The sequence below is a fragment of the Actinoplanes sp. NPDC026623 genome (genome assembly GCF_040638275.1).
GTDB lineage: Bacteria > Actinomycetota > Actinomycetes > Mycobacteriales > Micromonosporaceae > Actinoplanes.
On sequence record NZ_JBEZXZ010000001.1, the window covers coordinates 41,946 to 61,836 of the forward strand.

A 19,891-nucleotide genomic window follows, 5' to 3' on the forward strand; every position below is an offset into this window, starting at 1 on the left:
TCAGAGGCACGAAAGCCACAAAACTGAGCAATGGAGGTCGGAGTATCTTGAGCCGGATCGTGATCATCGGCGGTGGGCCCGGCGGGTACGAGGCGGCGCTGGTCGCCGCACAACTCGACGCGGACGTCACCCTCGTCGAGGCCGACGGGGCCGGCGGCGCCTGTGTGCTCTCCGACTGCGTCCCCTCGAAGACCTTCATCGCCAGCTCGGAGGTGGTCACCGGCTACCGGCACAACGAGCGCTTCGGTATCCGCTCGGCGGGCCTCGAGGGCGTGACGGTCGACGCCAAGGCCGTCAACGACCGGGTCAAGCAGCTCGCGCTGGCCCAGTCCGGTGACATCCAGACCAAGCTGATCAAGGCGGGGGTGGACGTCGTCACCGGCCGCGCGCGGCTCGGGGAGGACACGCTCGGTCACACCCACCAGGTCCTGATCACTCCCGCGGGCGGCGCGGCGTACGCGCTCGACGCCGCGACCGTGCTGATCGCGACCGGCGCGACCCCGCGGGTCCTGCCCACCGCCGTGCCCGACGGCGAGCGCATCCTCGACTGGCGGCAGGTCTACGACCTGGACGAGCTGCCCTCGCACCTGGTGGTGATCGGCTCCGGCGTCACCGGCGCCGAGTTCGCCAGCGCCTATCTGGCCATGGGGATCCGGGTCACGCTGGTGTCGAGCCGCGAGCGGGTCATGCCGCACGAGGACGCCGACGCCGCGATGGCCATCGAGCGGGTCTTCCGCGAGCGCGGCATGACGATACTCAACCAGTCCCGCGCCGACTCGGTCGTCAACACCGGCGACGGGGTGCTGGTCACGCTCTCCGACGGCCGCAAGGTCGAGGGCTCGCACGCCCTGATGGCCGTCGGCGCGGTGCCCAACACCGCCGACCTGGGCCTGCGCGAGTACGGCGTCGACGTGGCGAACGGCGGCTACGTGAACGTCGACCGGGTGTCGCGCACCAACGTGCCGGGCATCTACGGCGCCGGCGACTGCACCGGCGTGCTGCCGCTGGCCAGCGTCGCCGCCATGCAGGGCCGGATCGCGATCTGGCACGCGATGGGCGAGGCCGTCGCGCCGCTGCGGCTGCGCACGGTCTCCGCGAACGTCTTCACCGACCCGGAGCTGGCGACGGTCGGCGTCTCGCAGAACGACGTCGACGCCGGCAAGGTGCCCGCCCGCCAGGTCATGCTGCCGCTGACCGGCAACGCCCGGGCGAAGATGGCCGGCCTGCACGACGGCTTCGTCAAGCTCTTCTGCCGCCCGGCGACGGGCCAGATCGTCGGCGGGGTGGTCGTCGCGCCGAAGGCGAGCGAGCTCATCCTGCCGATCACGATGGCGATCGAGAACAACCTGACGGTGGACCACCTGGCCCACACGATCACCATCTACCCGTCGCTGTCCGGCTCGATCGCCGAGGCGGCCCGCCAGTTGATGCTGCACGAGCTCCAGTAGCGACGGACGGCCCGGCGACCGGCCGGGCCCGGGGCTAGCGAACCCGGGCCGGCTGGTCGCCGGGGCTCTCGTCGCCGCTCGCCCCGAGGTCATCGCGCAGGGCTTCGGCCTCCTTGCCCCCGCCGAACAGGGCCAGGATCCAGCCTGCGGTGCCGAAGATGACCGCGGCCGTGGCGGCGATGGCGAACAGCCGCCACGCCGACTGGGTCACCGCGGTGCCGCCGATGTGCCCGACCAGGCCGCCGTACATGGCCCAGCCCAGCGCCGCGGCGCCGTCGTAGATCACGAAGAGCTTGATCGGGTAGCCGCTGCGCCCGGCGTGGTAGCCGGCCGCCATCCGGCCGCCCGGCACGAAGCGGCAGAGCAGCAGCACCAGGGGGCCCGGCCGGCGCAGGCCGCGGGTGAACCGCTCGGCCGCGCGTTTCGTCTTCGACTCCGGCTTGTCGGCCTGCTCGTTCCTGGGCGCGAAGCGCTGCCGCAGGGCGCTCAGCCGGCTGCTGAACCAGTGGCCGCCGGACTGGCCGGCCGTCCGGCCCAGCACGAAGGCGACGGAGTCGCCGGTGAACATGCCCAGCGCCCCGACCGCGATGACCAGCGGCAGGCTCAGGTTGCCGTACACGGTGAGCGCGCCCGACGTGATCATGATGGCCTGGGTCGGCACCACCGGGATCATCGCATCGACCGCGAGGAACCCGAAAAGGGCAAGGTACGCCCAGGCCGGCGTCGCCATCGCGGTCAGCAAATCGGTCATCGGCTAGCCACCTCGCGGCTCCAGGGCACACGGCATTGTCCGTGGGCGCCCCTGAGAATGAGCTGAGTACAGAATGCGCCCCCGATCAGGCCCACCTAACGGTGATGCCCGACACGGTACGTGTCGAGCCGTTTTCGCGTGGGCCCTCGACGCGGGCCGCGGCGGTCCCTGACCGGGTAGACCTGGATCGGGCGCTTCTGGTGGCGGCCTCGCACGCGTACCGTGGGGGCCAGTCCCCGATACGCCGGGTCCCCCGTTCTCGGTGTCTCGGGCGAGCGGCGCCCGTCCGGCCTCGTGCCGGGTGTGTTGCGCCCGGGCCGTCGGTAGGTCCCGTGCCGGCGGCCCGCCTCATGCCGGCGGCCCGGCGGGCCCACCACCTCGTGAATTGGCCGTGGCCACTGTTACCAACGCGCAACGAGTTGCCCCTAGGGTCAGGCCATGGCGGATCTTTTCGAGGAGTACCGCCTCGGCCCCGGCTGGGACGAGATGTTCAGCGAGCTCGGCATGCCTCGGGAAAGCTACGAGGCGCTGCACGCAACGCTGCAGCCGCTGTCGAGCGCTGAGCTGGGCGTTCGTGCCGAGGTGCTGGCTCGGGCCTTCCTGGACCAGGGCATCACGTTTGCCCTCAAAGGAGTCGAGCGCCCGTTCCCGCTGGACATCGTGCCCCGGATCATCGCCGCCGCGGAATGGCGCAAGGTCGAGTTCGGCGTCGCGCAGCGCATCCGCGCCCTCGAAGCCTTCCTCGCCGACGTGTACGGCGCCGGCCAGGTGCTCGCGGACGGCGTGGTCCCCCGGCGCATCATCGCCACCAGCGCACACTTCCTGCGCGCCGCGGCGGGCATCAACCCGCCCAACGGCGTCCGCATCCACGTGGCCGGCGTCGACCTGATCCGCGACGAGCAGGGCACCTTCCGGGTGCTCGAGGACAACGTGCGGATCCCGTCCGGGGTCAGCTACGTCATGGAGAACCGGCGGGCGATGGCGCAGGTGCTGCCGGAGGTCTTCGCCGCCACCAAGATCCGGCCGGTCGAGGCCTATCCGGCGATGCTGCTGCGCGCGCTGCGTGCCGCCGCGCCCGTCGGCGTCGGCAATCCGACCGTCGTGGTGCTCAGCCCCGGCGTGTACAACTCCGCGTACTTCGAGCACGCGCTGATCGCCCGCGAGATGGGCGTCGAGCTGGTCGAGGGCCGCGATCTGGTCTGCGTCGGCAACGACGTGGCGATGCGGACCACCGCGGGCGAGCAGCGCGTCGACGTCATCTACCGGCGCATCGACGACGAGTTCCTCGACCCGGTGCACTTCCGGGCCGACTCGGTGATCGGCGTGGCCGGGCTGCTCAACGCCGCCCGGGCGGGCCGGGTCACCATCGCCAACGCGGTCGGCAACGGCGTCGCCGACGACAAGCTCCTCTACACGTACGTGCCGGACCTCATCCGGTACTACCTCGACGAGGAGCCGCTGCTGCCCAACGTGGACACCTACCGGCTGGACGAGCCCGGCGTGCTCGACCACGTGCTGGCCCGCATCGGTGAGCTGGTGCTCAAGCCGGTCGACGGCGCCGGCGGCGCGGGCATCGTGATCGGCTCGCAGGCCACCGAGGCCGAGCTCGCCGCGGTGCGCGAGAAGATCGTCGCCGATCCGCGCGGCTGGGTCGCCCAGCGCGAGGTGAAGCTCTCCATGGTGCCGACGCTCATCGGCAACCGGCTGCGCGGGCGCCACGTCGACCTGCGGCCGTTCGCGGTCAACGACGGCGACAAGATCTGGGTGCTGCCCGGCGGGCTCACCCGGGTCGCGCTGCCCGAGGGCGCCCTGGTCGTGAACTCCAGCCAGGGCGGCGGGTCCAAGGACACCTGGGTGCTCGCCGACGCCGGCGACACGTCGCCCGTCGAGGTGCCGCACCTGTCCGCCGACCCGGCCCCGCTGCCGGCGGCCGGCAGCCCGGAGCCGGGACCGGGCGGGGTCATGGGCGAGTCCCAGCAACAGCAGCAGCAACAGCAGCAGCAGGGAGGGCCGCGATGCTGAGCCGGATCGCCGAGTCGCTCTACTGGATCGGCCGGTACGTCGAGCGGGCCGAGGACACCGCCCGCATCCTCGACGTGCACCTGCAGCGCATCCTCGCCGACCCGTGGACGAGCGAGGACCATGCGTGCCGCTCCCTGCTCGGGGTCATGGGCATGGCGGCCGAGGACCAGCCGTTCACCGCGGCCCGGGTGGTCGGCCTGCTCGGTCTCGACGAGCGCAGCCCGAGTTCGGTGGTCGGCGCGCTGGCGGCGGCCCGGGAGAACGCCCGGGGTGCCCGGGAGACGGTCTCCTCGGAGATGTGGGAGTGCCTCAACTCGACCTGGCACGGCCTGCCCAACGCCCGGCGCCGGGTCGAGCAGCAGGGGGTGCACTCGTTCTTCCGCTGGGTGCGCGAGCGGTGTGCGGTGATGGCGGGGCTGACCGACGCCACCATGAGCCGCGACGAGGGCTGGCTGTTCCTGGTGCTGGGCCGCAGCGTCGAGCGGGTGGACATGACGGCCCGGCTGCTGCGTACCCACGAACGGGCCGGCGGGAGCATTCCCTCGTGGCTGACGCTGCTGCGGTCCAGCGGGGCTTGGGAGACGTTTCTGCGCACGTACCGTGGATCCTTGGATGATCGCCACGCGGCGGAGTTCCTGCTGCTGGACCGGCTCTTTCCCCGCTCGGTCTTCGCGGCGCTCTCCACGGCCGAGGCCTGCCTCGCCGACCTGGAGCCGGACCCGGGCCGGGCGGGCGTGGCGACGGACGCGCAGCGGATCGTCGGCCGGGCCCGCACCAACCTGGAGTTCCGTGGCGCGGACGAGCTGATCGACGACCTGGCGCCGGTGCTGGCCAGCCTGGAGAAGACGTGTTCCCAGGTGAACGACGCGGTGTCGCGGCGCTATTTCCGCCAGACCACGGCGGTCAACTGGGTGCGCGGGGCGGTCGGGGCATGAGCGACGCACCGAGCGCAGCGAGGGCCGGGTGCGCATGCCGGAGGGAGGCACCGCATGAGTGACCGGGGTGGCCCGCTGGTGGACAGCTGGCGGCTGAAGATTCAGCACAAGAGCGGCTTCGACTACGCCGGGCCGGTGTCGTCGTCCTACAACGAGGCCCGGATGTGGCCGCGCAACGAGAGCCACCAGGCGGTGCTGGACGCGCGCGTGGAGGTGTGGCCGCCGGCCCGCACGTACCGCTACGAGGACTACTGGGGCACGGTCGTCACGGCCTTCGACGTGCACGCGAAGCACGAGGCCCTCACGGTGACGGCGACGTCCACGGTGGAGACCCTGCCGCCGGGCGACCTGATCGAGCAGGGCGAGGGCGCCGGCTGGGAGGTGCTCGCGATGCCGGAGAACGTGGACCGCTGGTACGAACTTCTGCTCGCGACCAAGCGGACGGGCGTGGACGGGGAGCTCGCCGGCATCGCGGCGGACATCCGGGGCGCGCACGCGACGCCGCATGCCGCGGCGCTCGCCGTGTGCGAGTTCGTCCGCGGCGAGGTCACCTATCAGCCGGGCGCGACCGGCGTGCAGAGCGACGCGCTGCACGCGTGGGCGCAGCGCAAGGGCGTCTGCCAGGACATCAGCCACCTGACGGTCGGCCTGCTGCGGGAGATGGGGCTGCCGGCCCGGTACGTGTCGGGCTACCTGCACCCGTCACCGGCGGCGGCGATCGGCGACAGCGTGGTCGGCCAGAGCCATGCGTGGGTCGAGTGGTGGGTGGGCCGCTGGACGGCTTTCGACCCGACCAACGGGGTGCCGGTCGGCGAACGCCACGTCGTGGTCGGCCGGGGCCGCGAGTACGGCGACGTGCCGCCGCTGAAGGGCGTCTACGCCGGCCCGCAGAGCACCGGCCAGGGCGTCGAGGTGACGATCACCCGGCTCCGCTGATCATCTTGTCGATGTAAAGATACGCTGGCGGCATGGCGAAGGAGCGGTACCACCACGGCGACCTGCGCCGGGCCCTGCTCGTCGCGGCGGCGGAGGCGATCGCCGAGAGCGGGCCGGCGGCGCTGAGCCTGCGCGACCTGGCCCGCCGGGCGGGCGTCTCGCACGCGGCGCCGGCGCACCACTTCGGCGACAAGCTCGGCCTGCTCACGGCCCTGGCGACCGAGGGTTTCACGCAGTTGGCGCAGGCGCTGGCCGAGACCCGCGCGACGACGGACAGCTTCCTGGAACTCGGCGTCACCTACGTCCGGTACGCGACGACGCACCCCGCGCACTTCGAGGTGATGTGGCGCCCGGACCTCTATCACGCCGACGATCCGGCGCTGATCGCCGCGCGGGAGCGGGCCGGCGACGCGCTCTACTCCGGGGTGGCGGATCTGCGCGGGGACGGTGCGACGGTGCGGGAGGCCGGGCTGGCCGCGTGGTCGCTGGCGCACGGCTTCGCGACGCTGTGGCTCAGCGGCGCGCTGCCGCGCAACGACGAGGCGCCGGACGAGGCGGCCCGCGCCGTCCTGCGCCGGCTGGGCGGCCGGACCTAGCGCGCCCGAGGGTTCAGGCGATCTCGCAGATCACGGCGCCGGCGGTGACGGTGGCGCCGACCTCCACCGACAGGCCCGAGACCGTGCCCGCACGGTGTGCCTGCAGCGGCTGCTCCATCTTCATCGCCTCGACGACCACGATCACGTCGCCCTCCGCGACCAGGTCACCGTCCTGGGCGGCGACCTTGACGATCGTCCCCTGCATCGGCGCGGCCAGCGCGGCCGCGCCGCCGCCCGCCGCCTGCTTCACGGACCCCGAACGGCGGGGCTGGGGGCGGGCTGGGTTGACGGTGCGCGTACCGGATGTGAGGTTTGCCGGGAGGCGCACCTCCAGGCGCTTGCCGCTGACCTCGACCACGACGGTCTGGCGCTCCGGCTCCTCGGCGGCCGGGGCCCCGGCCGGCGTGAAGGCCTCGACGCCGCCCTGCCATTCCGTCTCGATCCAGCGGGTGTGGACGGTGAAGTCGACGAACGCGGGGTCGCGCACGACGAGGCGGTGGAACGGCAGGACCGTCGCCATGCCCTCGATGACCGTCTCGTCCAGCACGCGGCGCGCGCGCTCGAGGGCCTCGGTGCGGTCGGCGCCGGTCACGATGATCTTCGCCAGCAGCGAGTCGAAGTTGCCGCCGATCACGCTGCCCGCCTCGATGCCGGTGTCCACCCGCACGCCCGGCCCGGCCGGCCAGGTCAGGGCCGTGACCTGGCCCGGTGCCGGCAGGAAGCCGCGGCCCGCGTCCTCGCCGTTGATCCGGAACTCGATCGAGTGGCCGCGCGGCGCCGGGTCCTCGGTGATCGCGAGCACGCCGCCGTCGGCGATGCGGAACTGCTCGCGCACCAGGTCGATGCCCGCGGTCTCCTCGCTGACCGGGTGCTCGACCTGGAGCCGCGTGTTGACCTCGAGGAACGAGATGGTGCCGTCCTGGCCGACGAGGTATTCGACAGTGCCGGCGCCGTGGTAACCCGCCTCGCGGCAGATCGCCTTGGCGCTCGAGTGGATGCGGGCGCGCTGGTCGTCGCTGAGGAACGGCGCCGGCGCCTCCTCGACGAGCTTCTGGTGGCGGCGCTGCAGCGAGCAGTCGCGGGTGCCGACGACGATCACGTTGCCGTGCGTGTCGGCCAGGACCTGGGCCTCGACGTGCCGGGGGCGGTCCAGGTAGCGCTCGACGAAGCACTCGCCGCGGCCGAACGCCGCGATCGCCTCGCGCGTCGCCGACTCGAACAGCGCGGGGATCTCGCCCAGCGTGCGGGCGACCTTGAGGCCGCGTCCGCCGCCGCCGAACGCCGCCTTGATCGCGACGGGCAGGCCGTGCTCGACCGCGAACGCGACGATCTCGTCGGCGTTCCTGGCCGGCTCGGCCGTGCCCGGCACCAGCGGGGCGCCGGCGCGCTGCGCGATGTGCCGGGCGGTGACCTTGTCGCCCAGGTCGCGGATCGCGGCCGGCGTCGGGCCGATCCAGATCAAACCCGCATCCTGTACGGCCTGAGCGAAGCCGGCGTTCTCCGACAGGAAGCCGTAGCCGGGGTGCACGGCGTCGGCGCCACTGCGGGCGGCGACGTCCAGTAGCTTGTCGATGCGCAGATAGGTATCCGCCGCGGTATCGCCCCCGAGCGCGTAGGCCTCGTCGGCGAGCCGCGCATGCAGCCCGTCGCGATCGGCGTCCGCGTAGACGGCGACGCTGGCCAGGCCCGCGTCTCTGCAGGCCCGGATGACTCGAACGGCGATCTCGCCGCGATTGGCGATCAATACCTTGCGCACGCAGTGAGCTTATCGTCAGTTACCGGCAAGTTTCTCAGTCAAGTTTGCCTATTACGCTGTGAGATATGTCGGCGACCCGCATGATGATCCTCGGACTGGTCCAATGGATGCAGCCCGTGCACGGCTACGACGTGCGCCGCGAGCTGCTCAGCTGGAGCGCCGACAAGTGGGCCAACGTCCAGCCCGGCTCGATCTATCACGCCCTGCGCAAGCTGACCGACGAGGAGCTGCTGCGCGAGGTGGCCACCGAGCAGGTGGGCGCCCGGCCGGCCCGGACCACCTACGAGATCACCGAGAAGGGCGCCGCGGAGTTCACCTCGCTGCTGCGCGGCAACTGGTGGTCGATCGCGATGCCGCCGGACCCGTTCATGGCCGCGTTCTCGTTCCTGCCGGCCATGCCGCGCCCGGAGGCCGCCGCGGCGCTGCGGAACAGGGCGACGCAGCTGGGCGCCGGCATCGAGCAGCTGCGGGCCGCGATCAGCGCCGACTGGGCGCAGAACAAGCCGCCGTTCGTGACCTGGATGTGGGAGCTGTCCATCGAGCGCTCGGAGGCGGAGATCCGCTGGTGCGGGCGGATCGCGGAGCTGATCGAGTCGGGCGCGTCGTACCTGCCGGCGAGCTCCGCGGCGAAGGGCGCGCCGCCGAGCGGCTGGGAAGACCTCTGATTAATCAAGTTTGACTACCGACATCGCCCGTCCTACGCTGCCCTCGACCGGTGGCGGGCATCCGTCCGCCCGGGACTGGGGAGCACCATGATCGAAACGCGGGGGCTGCGGAAGTCCTTCACATCCCGCCAGGGTCGGGAGAAGAAAACCGTCGAGGCCGTCCGCGGCGTCGACCTGCGGGTGGAAGAGGGCGAGATCTTCGGCTTCCTCGGCCCGAACGGCGCCGGCAAGACCACGACGCTGCGGATGCTCGCCACGCTCATCGAGCCGGACGGCGGCGATGCCGTCATCGCCGGCGCCGACCTGCGCAAGAACCCCGGCGAGGTCCGGCGCCGCATCGGCTACGTGGCGCAGGGCGGCAGCACCTGGGACGACTCGACCGCCCGCGAGGAGCTGGTGCTGCAGGCACGCCTCTACGGCATCTCGAAGTCCGACGCGCTCGCCCGTGCCGCCCGCGTCCTGGACGGCTTCCAGCTCAGCGGGTACGCGGACCGCAGATGCAAGACGTACTCCGGCGGCCAGCGCCGCCGGGTCGACATCGCGCTCGGCATCATCCACGAGCCGAAGGTCGTCTTCCTCGACGAGCCGACCACCGGCCTCGACCCGCAGAGCCGGGCGCACATGTGGGACGAGGTGCGCCGCCTGCGCGACGAGGGCATGACCGTGTTCATCACCACGCACTACCTGGACGAGGCCGACGCGCTCTGCGACCGGATCTCCATCATGGACAACGGCGAGATCGTCGCCTCCGGCACGCCGGACGCCCTCAAGCGGGAGATCTCGGGCGACATCGTGACCGTCGGGGTGCCCATGCCCGCGCGGGCCGCCGAGGCCCTCGGCTCGGCCGACTTCGTCAACAAGCTCGAGACCCAGGACGACAGCGTGCGGCTCTACGTGGACGAGGGCGCGACCGCCATCCCGTTGATCCTGCGCGCGCTGGACGGCGCGTCCGTGCAGCTCGAGTCGATCGAGCTGCACCGGCCCAGCCTCGACGACGTTTTCCTGACCAAGACCGGCCGATCCCTGCGGGAGAGCTGAGCCATGAAGCTGCTGCGCGACACCTCACTGATCTTCCAGCGGCAGATGCAACTCCTGCTGAGAAACCCCGTCTGGATCCTGGTCGGCGTCTTCCAGCCGGTCATGTACCTGCTGCTGTTCGCCCCGCTGCTCAAGCCGGCGCTCGGGGTGCGGTCCAACGCCGAGGCGTACGAGATCTTCGTGCCCGGCCTGCTGGTCCTGCTGGCCATCTTCGGCGGGCTGTTCCAGGGCTTCGGCCTGATCGCCGAACTGCGCGCGGGCGTGATCGAGCGCTCCCGGGTCACCCCGGTCAGCCGGTTCGCGCTGCTGCTGGGCCGGTCCCTGCGCGACACCGTCTCGCTGCTGGCCCAGGCGGTCATCATCACGCTGCTCGCGCTCCTGTTCGACCTGCGCGTATTCATCGGCTACCTGCTGCTGGCGTTCCTGATGCTGGCCCTGATCTCGCTGATGACCTCGGCGCTGTCCTACGGGGTGGCGCTCGCGGTCAAGAGCGAGGACGTGCTGGCGCCGATGATGAACACGGTCGCCCAGCCCGTCCTGCTGCTGTCCGGGATCCTGCTGCCGCTTACCTTCGCACCCGGCTGGCTGCAGGGCATCGCGGACTGGAACCCGTTCTCCTGGGCGGTCAACGGCGTGCGGTCACTGTTCGTCGGCGACCTGGGCGCCCCCGAGGTCTGGCAGGGACTGGCCATCATGGCCGTGCTCGCCGGGCTCGCCCTGACCTGGGCGGCGCGGCTGTTCGCCCGCAGCGTGCGCTGACCGCTACCTGCGCCGGGCCATCGTCAAACCGTCGGCGATGGGCAGAATGACCAGCTCGACCCGGTCGTCGTCGCGAGCTACGTCGTTGAACGCGGCGACGGCCCGGCCGTTCTCGTCCCGCGGATCCACGACCTCCCCGGACCACAGGACGTTGTCGACGAGCAGGACGCCGCCCGGCCGCACCCTCGGAACGAGCTCGTTCCAGTACGACGGGTAGCCGCCCTTGTCGGCGTCGATGAAGACCAGATCGAGGTGCGGCTCGGCCGGCAGCTCCCGAAGGCGCTCGGCGGCCGGGCCGATCCTCAGCTCGACCCGGTCGTCGACGCCGGCCCGCTTCCAGTACCGGCGGGCGATGCCGGTGAACTCCTCCGAGATGTCGAAGCAGGTGAGACGGCCGCCGTCGGCGAGACCCCGCGCGATGGACAGGGACGAGAGCCCGGTGAAGGTCCCGACCTCAACCGCATTCCGTACGCCGATGAGCCCGGTCAACAGGCGCAGGAAGGCGGCCTGCTCGGGCGCGACCTGCATGACCGCGTCCCCGGGCAGCACGGCCCGGGTCTCGGCGATGAGATCGGCGGTGATCTCATCGGGCGGGGTGCTGCGGCTCAGCAGATACTCGTGCAGCTCCGCGGTGACTGAGAGCCCCTTGTAGGTCATGCGTCCTCTTTCCGCTCGGTGCGCCAGAGCTGGGGAACCGTCACGCCGAAGGTCATCAGCAGCCGGCGCAGCAGGGGCAGGGAAAGGCCGATGACATTGCCGGCGTCCCCCTCGATCCGCTCGACGAACGCGCCGCCCTTGCCGTCGATGGTGAACGCGCCCGCGACATGCAGGGGCTCGCCGGAGGCGACATACGCCTCGATCTCCTCGTCGGTGAGATCCGCGAAGTGCACGACGGTGGCGCCGACGTCCTCGGCCTGCTTGCCGGTGGTGAGATCGGTCAGATGGTGGCCGGTGTGCAGCACGCCGGAACGGCCACGCATGGCACGCCACCGCCGGACGGCCTCGGCGGGCGTGTGCGGCTTCCCGAGGATCTCGCCGTCGAAGGCCAGGACCGAGTCGCAGCCGAGAACGAGCACGCCGGGATCGCCGGGGAGGGTCGCGGCGACGGCGCGCGCCTTCAGCCGGGCCAGGGAAAGGCAAAGTTCGTGGGCGTCGGCCGCCTCGACTGTGGACTCGTCCACGCCGCTGACGAGGACCTCCACGTCGATGCCGGCGGCGTGGAGGAGGGCCCGCCGGGCGGGGCTCGCGGAGGCGAGCACCAGGCGCGGGGCGTTGTCGGTCTGCACGAAGACCAACGCTACAAGTGGTCGGGGCGCCGCCGGGGCGGCGGGCCCCGCGTTTTGCGGGGAGGCCGTCCCCGAAAGGGTTGCCTTAGCGCGGGTCGGGCGACTGTTTGCGGCGCAGGGCGAAGACGGCGACCAGGCCGGCTACCAGGACTGCCACCGCGAGGCCGCCGAACAGCAGTGGCGTGCTGCTGCTTGACGTCGAGGCCCCGGGCGCGGCCTGGGAGGTGGGAGGCGTCGCTGCATCCTGCGAGGTTGCCGGGGTGCTGGGTTGCCCGCTCGAAGCGGGTATGTCGGTGGCTGACAGAGCGGCGACGAGGTTGACGATGCCGTGGCCGTAAACGGGGTCGACGCCGGGCGCGCCCTTGTCGGTGGCGGTCGCTTCGAGCCGCTGGACGACTTCGTCTGCGCTCATGTTCGGATATTTGCTGCGCAGCAGCGCGGCAGCACCGGAGACAATGGCGGCAGCGCCTGAAGTCCCCTGTGTGCCGACGCTGTAGAGACCCTTGTTGCTGGTGCTCGTCATGTCTTCGCCGGGCGCCGCGAGGTCCATTGCCGGGCCGGTGACCGAAATTTCCGCCTTGTTTCCCTTTTTGTCCACAGCGCCGACCGCGACGATACCGTCGAGGAAGGCCGGTGCCGCCACTCCGACATCGTCAGGTCTGTTTCCGGCAGCGGCGACGATGACCACGTCAGAACTCTTCGCTGCTTCTATTGCATTGATAATGGCAGGCGTTACTGAACCGCCGACTGAAAGATTAACGACCTTGGCGCCGTGAGAGATCGCATACTGTAGCGCGGGCGCGAAGTCTACCTTTGCATGCCCTGAACCAAGGATCCGGATCGGAAGGATTTTCGCATCCGGGGCAATCCCGAGCGCACCATTGCCATTCTTTCCATGAGCGGCAATCAATCCGGCCATGTTGGTTCCGTGCCCATCCAGATCTATTGTTCCGTCTCCTCCGGGCTTCACGAAGTCCGTCCCTTTAAGGACGCTCCCGGCGAGGTCTGGATGCTTTGAGACTCCGGAGTCTATTACCGCGACTGTGACGCCCTTGCCGGTGCTGATCCGGTGGGCTTCAGCGACATTCAGATAGTCGAGATGCCATTGCTGGTTGCGGTATTGATCGGCCGAGGCCGGGCTGCCGTACAAGGCGGCGCCGGCTCCGGCCAGCGCCGCCGCGAGTACCGCGATGAGCCGTCGGGTCATCGTGGGTAGCCGATGGCGGGGCCCGGATCGATGGGACCCGGGTCCTCCGGAGGTGAGACGACCGGATCGACGCCCTCTTCGGTCACCCACGGGTTATCCGGATCCCAGCGATTCTGATCGCCTTCTCCCTCGCGGCGACCGCGCGCGCGGCCCGGTTGACCGGCCATCTGTCCGTAGTGGCCAGCGGACCCCGCGCGTCCTGCGCCACCACGTGCACCCTGCTGGCCGGAGCCCTGCTGGCCGATCACGCCGCCGACCGGGTTCACACGTCCAGCGGCGCCGGGACGCGACTGCCCGGGACTTCCGCCGGGCATCTGCCCGATCAGTCCGCTGCCGGGTGTGGCACCGATGACGCCGCCAGAGGGCATCGCGATGCGTCCGCCGGGTCCGCCGCCCATACCCGGCTTGATCAGGCCGACGGCAGGGATCTGCTTCCCGCCAGGGAACAACCCGCTGGGCGGTTGGGTGCCAAGGCCACCTGCTGGCGTGATGAGTCCCGGAGTCAGGGCCGGCGGGTTGGGTCCCGGCGTCGGGAGGGGAGAAGGCGTCGGTGGAAGGGTGGATGTCGGCGGATTGGCGACCGGAGTAGGTCCCAACCCGCCAAGGACCGGTCCTCCGCCGATAACGCCGCCGGGCGGCGAGCCGATCGGTGTGGTTGCCGGCGGAACCGGGACGGATGCCTGAGCCGTGCCGGTGGATGTGTGGGACGCCGAAACAGCACCGCTGCCGCTTCCCGGCGCGGGGATCACCGGGGGGACTGGAAAACCGGTGCCCTCGCCGTTTCCCTTTTTGCTGCCATCCTCGGTGTGGCCTGTCAAGTCCGAAGGATCGTAGGCCTTTGGCTTCTGAAGAGCCGCCTGACCGCTGATGACGGTGCTGCTCAGGTCGTACATGATGACGCGGGCCTGATTGTTCAGGCGCTCCTGCTGCGCCGCCGATACCGGTGGAACCGGTGCGATGGGCGACGGAGAAGGAGATGGAGACGGAGTCGGAGATGGCGTGCCGGTCGCCTTGGGTGTCGGTGCCGGAGTGGCGTCCTTCTTGGCCTGCCAGTCCAGGTTGAGCTGCTGGTTCGCCTCGAACTGCTCGAGAATCGGCTTCAGCTTCGTCCGGGCCAGGCTCAGCGTGAGCGTCACGGTGGAGAAGGCGGTGTAGTTCGCGGAGGCGGCATCATGGGTGGTCTGCAGATCCGCGATCAATTTGTTGAGCCGCTCGATATAGGCGGCCGACGCGGCACTCTTCGACGGCGGCCAGACGCTTGCGAGATTATCGCGGTATTGAGTGACCTGCCCGATATGAGTAGAGGTCAGGTCAGCCGTCTTACGCCAGCCCTCGACGACGTCGAAGTGGGTGTCGGTCTCCTGGTTGGCGACCATCGCCCACATGTATCGGACGTCCTTGGAGTTCCAGTCCGTGCCGCCGTAGCCGCCACCACCGTCAGCGATCAACATCAGCGTCCCTCCTTCGTTCCGCCCTCGCTGCCGATGCTGAAGCTCGGATCGGTGACCGTGAACGCCCGATCCACGTCTTTCACCTTCGCGTTCGCATATGCGTCGCTGCCCTGATATTCATCGCTGATCTCCTGGGCGGCGGAGGCGAAGTGACGTGTCCCCGCGGAGAAGTTGAACGTATTCGAGAAGGTCTGCTGCTGGACCTCGTGGTGGTACTGAAGGAAGCTCTGCAACTCGGCGAACTCCGGGTTGGCCTCCGGGACCTTGGTCAGCATGATCGCCGTGACCTGCTCGAGGTGCGGCTGGTATCCGGTCTCGACCTCGTGGGCCAGGGTCGCGGCGAACTCTTCCATCGCCTGGATGTCGGTCTCGATCGAGCCGAAGTTGTCGATCCATGACGGTGGTTCGTTGTCTACAGGCATTTGCCCAGCCCTCCCCCGAGAGTGCGAAATCTCCCGCGAGAGTAGTCCGTCACTGCTTGCCCGTGCAGCCCCTACTCAGGGCTATGGACGGTGAGCAATTTTCAACCTGGCCGCGGCCAGAGGTGTCCGGGCCGTCGATCTCTGCCGGGCGGTGCCGCCCGGGCCAGCTTGAAAAGCTCGGTCGCAACGCGACCGAGACCCGTCGATGTCTAGCGGGGCAGTGCCGACCCTCTCCAGGACGTCCCACCTGCGGCTGGGCGGGCGCTTCTCGTCCAGGCGGACATCTCCGGACGCCGTGAATGTGAATCCGTGCTGGTGGACAGGCCGGCCACGACGCATACCAGTGCGGCGAGCTCTTCCGGGGTCGGCGTGCCCCGGACGACGTTGACCAGCGGTTCCTCATCCATTGATCAAGGGTACGGCGGGCGGGTGGTTCGCGGTGACACGCGTCCCACACTCGGCTGATCGATTCGCTGCGGCTCGACATGACCGGGTATTTTCTGCGTGATGTCTACTTCCCCCCCGCTTGTTGTCGCTGACCGCTACCGGCTTGTTGCGCCGCTCGGTCAGGGCGGGATGGGTCGCGTCTGGCGGGCGACCGACGTCGTCCTGCACCGCGAGGTCGCCATCAAGGAGCTGGTCCCGCCGCCCGGGCTGACGCCCGACGAGCGGCGGGAGATGCGCGAGCGTTCGCTGCGTGAGGCTCGCGCGATCGCCCGGCTCAACAACGTCAACGTGGTCCGCGTCTTCGACGTCCTGCGCACCGACGCTGACCCGTGGATCGTCATGGAGTATGTGCCGTCCCGTTCGCTGCAGGACATTTTGGCGTCCGATGGACCTTTTAACCCGGTCCGCGCCGCGGAGATCGGGCTCGGCGTGCTCAACGCCCTGCGGGCCGCGCATCGCGCCGGCGTCGTCCACCGGGACGTGAAACCGGGCAATGTGCTCATCGGTGACGACGACCGGGTCGTGCTGACCGACTTCGGGCTCGCCACCGTGCCGGGCGACCCCAACGTGACCCGCACCGGCCTCGTGCTGGGCTCCCCGGCCTACATCGCTCCCGAGCGCGCCCGGGACGGCTCGGCCGGGCCCGGCGCCGACCTGTGGTCGCTCGGCGCGACGCTATACGCCGCCGTCGAGGGCGCGTCGCCGTTCGCGCGGCCGTCCGCGATCGCCACGCTGGCCGCGCTCGCCACCGAGAACCCGCCGCCGGCCCGCAACGCCGGGCCGCTCAAGCCGGTGCTCAACGGCCTGCTGCGCAAGGATCCGGCTCACCGCATCAACGCGGAGGAGGCCGAGCGGTTGCTGCTGCGGGCCACCGGCCGCAAGTCGAGGCTGAGTTTCCCGATGAGCCCGACGATGCGCCGCCCGGGTGCGGGCCGCGAACGTCCGCCGGCCGGCGCCACCCCACCGGTCGTGCCCGGCGTGTCGGCCTCCGCGCCCGTGGTGCCCGGCCCGCGCCCGCCGTTCTCCCCGGCGCGCCCGCCGGCCGACCCGGCCTCGGGCGGCCGCCCGCCGATCTTCGCGCCGGGCAAGGCCTCGGTCGGCCAGCCGGCCCCGACCCGGGTCGATGCCGCGAAGCCGCCCGCCCTGGATGCCACCCGGATCGAAAACCCGGACCGATCCCGTACGCGCCCAGCATCGTCCCCGCCCCCACCGGCGTCGGCGTCGGCTGCGCGGGGCACCGCCGCGGACGCGACGATGCGCGGGTCGGGCTCCGCTCCGGGGTCCTTCACCGCCGACGAGGTCGCCGCCGCCCGCAAGCGCTTCACGGGTCGAACGGAAGTGCCGGCCGCCCCCACGCCGCCGAACGCCCCGCCCGCCCCGGAGTCCCAGCGGCCCGCCACGCCGGCGCCTCGCGCGGCAGCGGCGGCGTCCACGGTGGCCGACCTCCCCGCGACGGCGGCACCGCAGCCGACCCTGCCCCCGGCAGCGCCCGGCGCGCCCGGGTCCGGTTCGACGGTCTCTGGCTCGCCCGGGTCCGGCTCGACGGTCTCTGGCTCGCCCGGATCCGGCTCGACGGTCTCTGGCTCGCCCGGGTCCGGCTCGACCATCTCTGACTCGACCGTCTCTGACTCGACCGCGGCGGCTGCGACCGCTGCGGAGAATCCGGACGCCACCGCGCCGGACGCCGCTGGCACGAACGAGCAGGCCGCGCCGGCGGTCGACACGGCGACCAGCGGTTCGGGCACGGCGGAGCCGGGCGCCGACGCCGGCGCGCCGAAGGGAACCCACCAGCCGTTCGGCCCGAGGCCGTCCCAGGCGCCCGCGACCGAGCCGAGCGTCGCCACGACCACCGACGAGGCGGCAGCGGCGTCTACGGGCGCGGACTCCGACGCGACGGTCGACGGCACGACAGCGACGGACACGGACCAGCCCGTCGAGGGCGCGGCAGCGACGGACGCTGACCAGCCCGTCGAAGGCGCGGCAGCGACGGATGCGGACCAGCCCGTCGAGGGCACTGCAGCGACGGACACGGACCAGACCGTCGACGGCACGGCGTCTACGGACGCGGACCAGACCGCAGGGAGCACGGACGTCGAGGCCGCCGCCGGGACGACGCCGGCAGCGGACCCGGAAAGGTCCGGCCCGGCCGAGGCGGCCGCTGCCGACCAGGCAGAGGAAGGCGCACCCGCCGCAAAGCGGGCCAAGGCCGCGCGCAAGAGCGGCCGAGGCCGCACCGCAAAGGCCTCGACGGCCAACGCCGCCGCAGGAAAGCCGGCGCAGGCCACACCGGCGCCACCGGCGTCCGAAGAGGCTCCTGAGGGTGCGCACGAGGCCGGAGCGGCCGTTCTCGCCACCCAGGCCGCCGACAGCGGCGAGAGCGACGACGTCACCCCGGTCGAAGACGTCCCGGCCGACGTCACCCCGGCCGACGTCACCCCGGCCGACGACGCCACTGCCGTCGACGCCACACCCAATCCGGACGTCGCCGACAGCGACGACCTGGCCGGCGACGACCTGGCCGGCGAAGACGCGCCGGCCGCCGAGGCCGAGGCCCCGGCAGGCGGTACCGACGCGGCGAAGCCGGAGGCGGCGAAGCCCGCCGGAGACCGCAGGGGCGGCACCGCCGCCGGCCCGGACCGCACCCGCATCATCAAGCCGGTCACCGACCCGGACGCCCCGAAGCCTCGCTCCGGCACGGCCAAGCGCCCCCAGAAGACCCCGGCCGAGCGCAAGCCCGCCCTCGCCGCCACCCGCGTCGGCGCGGTTCCCGCGGTTCCGGCGGTGGCCGGCAACTCCTCGGGCGCCGAGCAACCGGTATCCGGCGTTGCGGGTCTCGGGCAGCCGAGCCGTCCCGCCTGGCAGCCGATGAACTTCCGCGTGCCGGAGTCCACCGGTGCCCGCGGCGTGACGGTCTTCGGCACCACGCTCACCCGCCGGCAGACGGCGATCGGGATCGGCATGCTCGTCGCCGTACTGCTGGCCTTGGTCGTTCTGATCCCGATGGCCTTCGGCGGCAACGGGGACGACCAGGCGAAGGACAAGGACCGCCAGGGCGGGGGCGCGCCCGCCGCCAGCGCGACGAAGCCGTCCGCCTCCACCGCGCCGGCGCCCCCGGCCGTCACGACCGGGCAGCCGTCGACGTCCGCGACGGCGCCGCCTACCTCGGCCGCGCCGCCTACTTCGGCCGCGCCGCAGGCCCCGGGCGCGGTGGCGATTCCGAAGGGCTGGTACCGCTACGTCGACAGCACCGGCTTCTCCGTGCCGGTGCCGGACGGCGTGAACATCACGCACCAGGGCAGCGAGGTCTACTTCCGGAAGAACAACCGGCTGCTGATCATCGACCAGACCGATCAGCCGAAGCCGGATCCGGTCGCAGACTGGAAGACCCAGGAGCGGGATCGGCGCGGGCGGGCCTACCGCAACTACGGGCGGATCAAGATCGTGCCGGTCGACTACTTCGTGAAGGCCGCCGACTGGGAGTTCACGTACACCACGTCGGGCGGCAACCCGCAGCACGCCGTCAAGCGCGGTGTCATCACCAAGGCGGGCAAGCAGGCGTACGGGATCTCCTGGTACACCTCGCCCGACGACTGGCAGGACGGCCTGAAGGATTTGCGGCTCATCTACCAGGGGTTCAAGCCGAAGTCGTGATCTCCGGGTGTGAGTGAACGGATGAGCGGGTAGTCATCGGTCACCACGGATGGAGGTGCATGATGATTCGACGACACGGCCGTAGGCCCACGATCGCCTTGTGGATGCTCGTCGCGATCGCCGATGCCGCGCTCCTGGTGGCGGCTGTCGGCACCGTTGCTGTACTGCTGGCCGTCGCCGCGACGACGCTGCTGTGCGCGGTCGTCGCCGGCGTCCGGATGCTGCAGCACCGCGCGCCGCTGCTGCGTGAGCCGGCCGTGCGCCGCGCCCATTCGGCGACCAGGGACGGAAACGGCGGGCTCCGGGTAGCGGGCGCACGCATGGCCGGCGGGAACGGCTGACACCCCACAGGTCTTGAAGACAACTGGCCCTCGTGCACATCGGCGACACCCCCGACATGGGATCCACGACCATGGCCGTGTGCTGAAGCTTCAGCGCCGCGTGCGGGGCGCTGCGAGGCCGGCGGCCGCGGACGGTGCGAGGTCATGTTGGGCCGGGCCCAGCGTCCGGCGCTGCCCGCG

At 71.3% G+C, this 19,891-nt stretch carries 17 protein-coding genes and 1 pseudogene; 10 read left to right on the forward strand and 8 right to left on the reverse strand.

Annotated features, from left to right (window positions below; genetic code table 11):
• The first annotated feature begins 47 nt into the window (after nt 1–47).
• A complete protein-coding gene (locus tag AB0F10_RS00175) occupies nt 48–1,448 on the forward strand; it encodes an NAD(P)H-quinone dehydrogenase (protein WP_360619368.1) in 1,401 nt (466 codons plus the stop codon).
• A 34-nt stretch (nt 1,449–1,482) separates the two neighbouring features.
• Here AB0F10_RS00175 and AB0F10_RS00180 read toward each other — a convergent pair whose 3' ends face one another.
• Entirely contained in the window at nt 1,483–2,199 is a 717-nt protein-coding gene (locus AB0F10_RS00180; RefSeq protein ID WP_360619370.1) for a DedA family protein, read from the reverse strand.
• 438 nt (nt 2,200–2,637) lie between these two features.
• Between AB0F10_RS00180 and AB0F10_RS00185 the strand changes: the two genes are divergently transcribed.
• Genes AB0F10_RS00185 through AB0F10_RS00200 form a run of 4 tightly spaced genes read left to right on the forward strand, consistent with a single transcriptional unit; the run spans nt 2,638 to nt 6,688 of the window.
• Nucleotides 2,638–4,221, forward strand: coding sequence for a circularly permuted type 2 ATP-grasp protein (locus AB0F10_RS00185; protein ID WP_360619372.1), 1,584 nt, complete (start codon nt 2,638–2,640; stop codon nt 4,219–4,221).
• A complete protein-coding gene (locus tag AB0F10_RS00190) occupies nt 4,215–5,156 on the forward strand; it encodes an alpha-E domain-containing protein (RefSeq protein WP_360619374.1) in 942 nt (313 codons plus the stop codon). Before AB0F10_RS00185 ends, AB0F10_RS00190 begins: the two co-directional genes overlap by 7 nt.
• Before the next feature lie 54 nt (nt 5,157–5,210).
• Nucleotides 5,211–6,092: a transglutaminase family protein gene (locus AB0F10_RS00195; RefSeq protein WP_360619376.1), complete on the forward strand. Its 882-nt coding sequence runs from the start codon at nt 5,211–5,213 to the stop codon at nt 6,090–6,092.
• Nucleotides 6,093–6,124: 32 nt separating this feature from the next.
• Nucleotides 6,125–6,688 carry a TetR/AcrR family transcriptional regulator gene (locus AB0F10_RS00200; RefSeq protein ID WP_360619378.1) on the forward strand — a complete coding sequence of 188 codons (564 nt, stop codon included), beginning with the start codon at nt 6,125–6,127 and terminating at the stop codon, nt 6,686–6,688.
• A gap of 13 nt (nt 6,689–6,701) precedes the next feature.
• Here AB0F10_RS00200 and AB0F10_RS00205 read toward each other — a convergent pair whose 3' ends face one another.
• The gene (locus AB0F10_RS00205) at nt 6,702–8,444 is read right to left on the reverse strand and encodes a biotin carboxylase N-terminal domain-containing protein (RefSeq protein WP_360619380.1); all 1,743 of its coding nucleotides are present in this window, start codon (nt 8,442–8,444) and stop codon (nt 6,702–6,704) included.
• Between the two features lie 65 nt (nt 8,445–8,509).
• Between AB0F10_RS00205 and AB0F10_RS00210 the strand changes: the two genes are divergently transcribed.
• From AB0F10_RS00210 to AB0F10_RS00220, 3 genes are all read left to right on the forward strand, one after another.
• Nucleotides 8,510–9,109, forward strand: coding sequence for a PadR family transcriptional regulator (locus tag AB0F10_RS00210; RefSeq protein ID WP_360619382.1), 600 nt, complete (start codon nt 8,510–8,512; stop codon nt 9,107–9,109).
• An 87-nt stretch (nt 9,110–9,196) separates the two neighbouring features.
• Nucleotides 9,197–10,147, forward strand: coding sequence for an ATP-binding cassette domain-containing protein (locus AB0F10_RS00215; protein ID WP_360619383.1), 951 nt, complete (start codon nt 9,197–9,199; stop codon nt 10,145–10,147).
• 3 nt (nt 10,148–10,150) lie between these two features.
• On the forward strand, nt 10,151–10,906 hold the full coding sequence (locus tag AB0F10_RS00220) for an ABC transporter permease (protein ID WP_360619384.1): 756 nt from the start codon (nt 10,151–10,153) through the stop codon (nt 10,904–10,906).
• 3 nt (nt 10,907–10,909) lie between these two features.
• Here AB0F10_RS00220 and AB0F10_RS00225 read toward each other — a convergent pair whose 3' ends face one another.
• The 6 genes from AB0F10_RS00225 to AB0F10_RS00250 form a co-directional block, all read right to left on the reverse strand.
• Nucleotides 10,910–11,563 (reverse strand): O-methyltransferase, encoded by a 654-nt coding sequence (locus AB0F10_RS00225; protein WP_360619385.1) that lies wholly within the window; start codon nt 11,561–11,563, stop codon nt 10,910–10,912.
• Complete coding sequence (locus AB0F10_RS00230) at nt 11,560–12,192, reverse strand: nucleoside triphosphate pyrophosphatase (protein WP_360619387.1); 633 nt, start codon at nt 12,190–12,192, stop codon at nt 11,560–11,562. The genes AB0F10_RS00225 and AB0F10_RS00230 overlap by 4 nt, the downstream gene beginning before the upstream one ends.
• Before the next feature lie 85 nt (nt 12,193–12,277).
• Nucleotides 12,278–13,399: a type VII secretion-associated serine protease mycosin gene (gene mycP / locus AB0F10_RS00235; RefSeq protein WP_360619388.1), complete on the reverse strand. Its 1,122-nt coding sequence runs from the start codon at nt 13,397–13,399 to the stop codon at nt 12,278–12,280.
• Nucleotides 13,396–14,850 (reverse strand): hypothetical protein, encoded by a 1,455-nt coding sequence (locus AB0F10_RS00240; RefSeq protein ID WP_360619390.1) that lies wholly within the window; start codon nt 14,848–14,850, stop codon nt 13,396–13,398. Before AB0F10_RS00240 ends, mycP begins: the two co-directional genes overlap by 4 nt.
• The gene (locus AB0F10_RS00245) at nt 14,850–15,272 is read right to left on the reverse strand and encodes a hypothetical protein (RefSeq protein ID WP_360619392.1); all 423 of its coding nucleotides are present in this window, start codon (nt 15,270–15,272) and stop codon (nt 14,850–14,852) included. Before AB0F10_RS00245 ends, AB0F10_RS00240 begins: the two co-directional genes overlap by 1 nt.
• Before the next feature lie 209 nt (nt 15,273–15,481).
• Nucleotides 15,482–15,679, reverse strand: a complete 198-nt coding sequence (locus AB0F10_RS00250) for an acyl-CoA carboxylase subunit epsilon (RefSeq protein ID WP_360619394.1) — start codon at nt 15,677–15,679, stop codon at nt 15,482–15,484.
• A gap of 100 nt (nt 15,680–15,779) precedes the next feature.
• On the opposite strand from AB0F10_RS00250, the pseudogene AB0F10_RS00255 reads away from it, so the two are divergent.
• Both AB0F10_RS00255 and AB0F10_RS00260 read left to right on the forward strand, forming a co-directional pair.
• Nucleotides 15,780–17,189 (forward strand): annotated as a pseudogene (locus AB0F10_RS00255) (protein kinase); the annotation flags it as partial.
• A gap of 2,285 nt (nt 17,190–19,474) precedes the next feature.
• Nucleotides 19,475–19,711, forward strand: a complete 237-nt coding sequence (locus AB0F10_RS00260; protein WP_360619395.1) for a hypothetical protein — start codon at nt 19,475–19,477, stop codon at nt 19,709–19,711.
• Nucleotides 19,712–19,891 lie beyond the last annotated feature (180 nt).

Excerpts from the sequence above, each read along its gene's own strand:
- AB0F10_RS00210 (WP_360619382.1), top strand. The coding sequence starts at position 8,510 with ATGTCGGCGACCCGCATGATGATCCTCGGACTGGTCCAATGGATGCAG.
- AB0F10_RS00260 (WP_360619395.1), top strand. The coding sequence starts at position 19,475 with ATGCTCGTCGCGATCGCCGATGCCGCGCTCCTGGTGGCGGCTGTCGGC.
- AB0F10_RS00190 (WP_360619374.1), top strand. The coding sequence starts at position 4,215 with ATGCTGAGCCGGATCGCCGAGTCGCTCTACTGGATCGGCCGGTACGTC.
- AB0F10_RS00225 (WP_360619385.1), bottom strand. The coding sequence starts at position 11,563 with ATGACCTACAAGGGGCTCTCAGTCACCGCGGAGCTGCACGAGTATCTG.
- mycP (WP_360619388.1), bottom strand. The coding sequence starts at position 13,399 with ATGACCCGACGGCTCATCGCGGTACTCGCGGCGGCGCTGGCCGGAGCC.
- AB0F10_RS00220 (WP_360619384.1), top strand. The coding sequence starts at position 10,151 with ATGAAGCTGCTGCGCGACACCTCACTGATCTTCCAGCGGCAGATGCAA.
- AB0F10_RS00180 (WP_360619370.1), bottom strand. The coding sequence starts at position 2,199 with ATGACCGATTTGCTGACCGCGATGGCGACGCCGGCCTGGGCGTACCTT.
- AB0F10_RS00240 (WP_360619390.1), bottom strand. The coding sequence starts at position 14,850 with ATGTTGATCGCTGACGGTGGTGGCGGCTACGGCGGCACGGACTGGAAC.
- AB0F10_RS00185 (WP_360619372.1), top strand. The coding sequence starts at position 2,638 with ATGGCGGATCTTTTCGAGGAGTACCGCCTCGGCCCCGGCTGGGACGAG.
- AB0F10_RS00250 (WP_360619394.1), bottom strand. The coding sequence starts at position 15,679 with ATGGATGAGGAACCGCTGGTCAACGTCGTCCGGGGCACGCCGACCCCG.
- AB0F10_RS00195 (WP_360619376.1), top strand. The coding sequence starts at position 5,211 with ATGAGTGACCGGGGTGGCCCGCTGGTGGACAGCTGGCGGCTGAAGATT.
- AB0F10_RS00215 (WP_360619383.1), top strand. The coding sequence starts at position 9,197 with ATGATCGAAACGCGGGGGCTGCGGAAGTCCTTCACATCCCGCCAGGGT.
- AB0F10_RS00245 (WP_360619392.1), bottom strand. The coding sequence starts at position 15,272 with ATGCCTGTAGACAACGAACCACCGTCATGGATCGACAACTTCGGCTCG.
- AB0F10_RS00200 (WP_360619378.1), top strand. The coding sequence starts at position 6,125 with ATGGCGAAGGAGCGGTACCACCACGGCGACCTGCGCCGGGCCCTGCTC.